This window comes from Geodermatophilus maliterrae, assembly GCF_041018925.1.
GTDB classification, from domain to species: domain Bacteria; phylum Actinomycetota; class Actinomycetes; order Mycobacteriales; family Geodermatophilaceae; genus Geodermatophilus; species Geodermatophilus maliterrae.
Map to the genome: position 1 here is coordinate 1 of NZ_JBFNXQ010000185.1, position 3,206 is coordinate 3,206.

The 3,206-nt window shown below is 76.7% G+C and carries 4 protein-coding genes and 1 pseudogene; 1 reads left to right on the top strand and 4 read right to left on the bottom strand.

The window, feature by feature from the left end; translation table 11 throughout:
• The 4 genes from ABQ292_RS26240 to rimP form a co-directional block, all read right to left on the bottom strand.
• Positions 1 to 469, bottom strand: a 469-nt coding sequence (locus ABQ292_RS26240; protein ID WP_369210642.1) for a translation initiation factor IF-2 N-terminal domain-containing protein, incomplete at its 3' end; no start/stop codon positions are given.
• Positions 470 to 538: 69 nt separating this feature from the next.
• Complete coding sequence (locus ABQ292_RS26245; protein ID WP_369210643.1) at positions 539 to 952, bottom strand: YlxR family protein; 414 nt, start codon at positions 950 to 952, stop codon at positions 539 to 541.
• Between the two features lie 8 nt (positions 953 to 960).
• Entirely contained in the window at positions 961 to 2,094 is a 1,134-nt protein-coding gene (gene nusA / locus ABQ292_RS26250) for a transcription termination factor NusA (RefSeq protein WP_369210644.1), read from the bottom strand.
• The gene (gene rimP, locus ABQ292_RS26255) at positions 2,091 to 2,672 is read right to left on the bottom strand and encodes a ribosome maturation factor RimP (RefSeq protein WP_369210645.1); all 582 of its coding nucleotides are present in this window, start codon (positions 2,670 to 2,672) and stop codon (positions 2,091 to 2,093) included. The genes nusA and rimP overlap by 4 nt, the downstream gene beginning before the upstream one ends.
• A 231-nt stretch (positions 2,673 to 2,903) precedes the next feature.
• Here rimP and ABQ292_RS26260 point away from each other — a divergent pair.
• Positions 2,904 to 3,206: pseudogene (locus ABQ292_RS26260) on the top strand (hypothetical protein); the annotation flags it as partial.

The following is a 3,206-nucleotide window of genomic DNA, read 5'->3' on the forward strand; positions in this document are numbered from 1 at the left end:
GGGCACTGGCTGCGGGCGCCTGGGGGGCAGGCGCGGCCGGACGCGGACCCGGAGCACCGGGACGCGGCGCGCCCGGACGCGGGCCGGGGGTGACGCCCGCGGGAGCGGACGCTGCCGGAGCGACCGGGGCCTGCGGGGCAGGGGCCACCGGGGCCTGCGGGGCAGGGGCCACCGGGGCCTGCGGGGCACTCGCCACCGGGGCCTGTGGGGCACTGGCCACCGGCTGCGGAGCCGCCGGACGGGGGCCGGGGCCGGGACGGGCCGCGGGGGCACCGCCGCCGTTGCCGCCGTTGCTGCTGCCGCCTGCGGCAGCACCGAGGGCCTCCCGGAGCCGCCGGGCCACGGGGGCCTCGACGGTCGAGGAGGCGGACTTCACGAACTCGCCCTGCTCCTTGAGCTTGGCGAGCACGGTCTTGCTGTCGACCCCGAACTCCTTGGCGAGTTCGTGGACGCGGGCTTTGCCTGGCACGGATCTCCTCTGGTGAGGCCGGCGGCTCGCCCGCGCGACCTCGTCGTCAGTGGTGCATGGTCTGGCTTGTCATCGTGGGGACTTCACGGCTGACTCATCCGACGACGTCCTGCTCTCGACGTGCGGACCGGCCGGTTGCCGGTCCGTCGGGGGAACTGCGGTCTGTCGTTCGTGTGCGTTCGCCCGCCCGGGCGGCGCCTCCCCGGGCGCCGTGGCGCCGAGGACGTGAGCCCGGAGCGGACCTGCCTCCACCGGGGCGCTGCTGCCACCGGAGAGGCGCAGCGCCCGGGGGAAGGCCCGGCGTCGCTCCGCTGCGCGCAGGCACTCCGGGGTGGGGTGCAGCGAAGCACCCCGGCCGGGGAGCCTCCGCCGCGGGTCGGGCACGAGGGCCCCGGCCCGGAGGACGACACGCAGTAGATCGGTGACCGGAGCGCGTTCCCGGCAGCCCACGCAGGTGCGCACCGGGACAGACGTTTCGGCCACCCGTCATCCTAGCGCGCGGCGGGACCTGGTTGTTCCGGGCGCCGCTGACCGGGACGGAGGGCACCCCCACCGAGGGACGGGCGGCCCCCCGTGGCCCCGGCGCGCACCGGTGGCGGGCCCGAGCGCAGCGGGGGTCGGCCGACGCCGGGCGAGGGTGCGGCGTCGTCGGGCTGGGCGTCGCTGCGGATGTCGATGCGGCACCCGGTCAGCCGAGCGGCCAGCCGGGCGTTCTGTCCCTCCTTGCCGATGGCCAGCGACAACTGGTAATCGGGCACCACGACGCGCACCGCCTTGGCCTTGGGGTCGACCAGCAGCGCGCTGTTCACCCGGGCGGGGCTGAGCGCGGAGGCGACGAAGGTCGCGGGGTCGTCCGACCAGTCGACGATGTCGATCTTCTCGCCGTGCAGCTCGCTCATGACGTTGCGCACCCGCTGCCCCATCGGCCCGATGCAGGCGCCCTTGGCGTTGAGCCCCGGCACCGAGGTGCGGACGGCGATCTTCGAGCGGTGCCCGGCCTCCCGGGCGACGGCGACGATCTCGACGCTGCCGTCGGCGATCTCGGGGACCTCGAGCGCGAACAGCTTGCGCACCAGGTTCGGGTGGGTGCGCGAGACGGTCACCTGCGGGCCGCGGTACGTGCGGGCCACCGACACCACGTAGGCGCGCAGCCGGCTGCCGTGCGCGTACTTCTCGCCGGGCACCTGCTCGGCGGCGGGCAGCACCGCCTCGACCTTGCCGATGTCGACCAGCACCGAGCCCTGCGCGTTGCGGCGGGCGTCGGCCTGGACGACGCCGCTGACGATGTCGCCCTCCTTGCCGGCGTACTCGCCGAAGGTCTGCTCGTGCTCGGCGTCGCGGAGCCGCTGGACGATGACCTGCTTGGCGGTGCTGGCCGCGATCCGGCCGAAGTCCGAGGGGGTGTCGTCCCACTCGCGCACGACCTCGCCGTCGGCGTCGAGCTCCTGCGCGAGCACGGCCACCTCGCCGGACTTGCGGTCGACGTGCACCCGCACGTGCTTGGCGGCGCCGTCGGCGTGCCGGTAGGCGGTCACCAGCGCCGTCTCGATGGCCTCGATGACCGTGTCGGCGGGGATGCCCTTCTCCCGCTCGACCGCCTTGAGGGCGGTCACGTCGATGTTCACTGTCCTCCTCCGTCGTCGCCCTCGTCGTCGCCCGTGGCGTCGTGCACGTCCTCGTCGTGCCCGTGGCGCGCGAACTCCACCTGGATCCGCCCGGCGCCGAGCTCGGCCCAGGGCACCTGACGCGGGGTGGGCGGCTTCTTCCGGGCGCCCGGCTTGCCCGGCTTCTCGACGGCGAGGGTCACCCCCGCATCGTCGACGGCGGTGATCCGGCCGGTCACCTGCTCGGTGGCGCCGGCCGGGCCGACGGCGACGGCGACCAGGCGCCCGGTGTTGCGCCGCCAGTGCCGCGGCTCGGTGAGCGGCCGGTCGACGCCGGGGCTGGTCACCTCGAGCACGTAGGGCGCGCGGCCGAGCTCGCCGTCGTTCTCGTCGAGCACCGCCGACACCGCCCGGCTGACCTCGGCGACGTCGTCGAGGCTCACGCCCTGGTCGCGGTCGACGACCACGCGGACGACGCTGCGCCGGCCGGCGGGGGTGACCACCAGCTCCTCGAGGTCGTATCCGGCGGCACCGACCACCGGCCCGATCCACCCGGCCAGCCGTGTGGCGGCCGGGTCGTCGTGCCGTCGCGTGGACACGGGCTCCCTCCCCTCCTGCACCGGTCGGAGCTCGTCCTGGGCGGACCGCACCGCCCGGGACCGCGTCCGGCGGCGCGCGTCGCACGGCACCGGTCGGCGTCATACCCGGGGAGTGGTCAGGCTACCGCTCCCCGGGTCCCCGGTCCCCGGGCGCTCGGCGGGGACACCGGACACGGCGCGGGTGCCCGTCGCTGCGGGCCCGGCGGGACGGCGCCTGGGAGGATGACGGCGATGTCCGCACCGCCTGCACCGCCTCCCTCCCCGCCCGGCTTCCCGCGGCGGACCCTGCTCACCGCCACGGCCGGACTGGCGCTGCTGGCCACGGCCGCGTGCACGCCGGGCGGGTCCGGGGAGGCGGCCGGGGCGACCGACGGGCAGGTGGACCGGCTGGCCGCGCAGGTCGCCGTCCAGGAGGCCGCCGTGGCCGCCTACGACGCCGCGACCGCGGCCGACCCGGCCCTCGGGGGCCAGGTCGCGGTCCTCGCCGAGCAGGCCCGCGAGCAGCTGGAGCGGTTGCGCGCCGCGGCGCCGGGG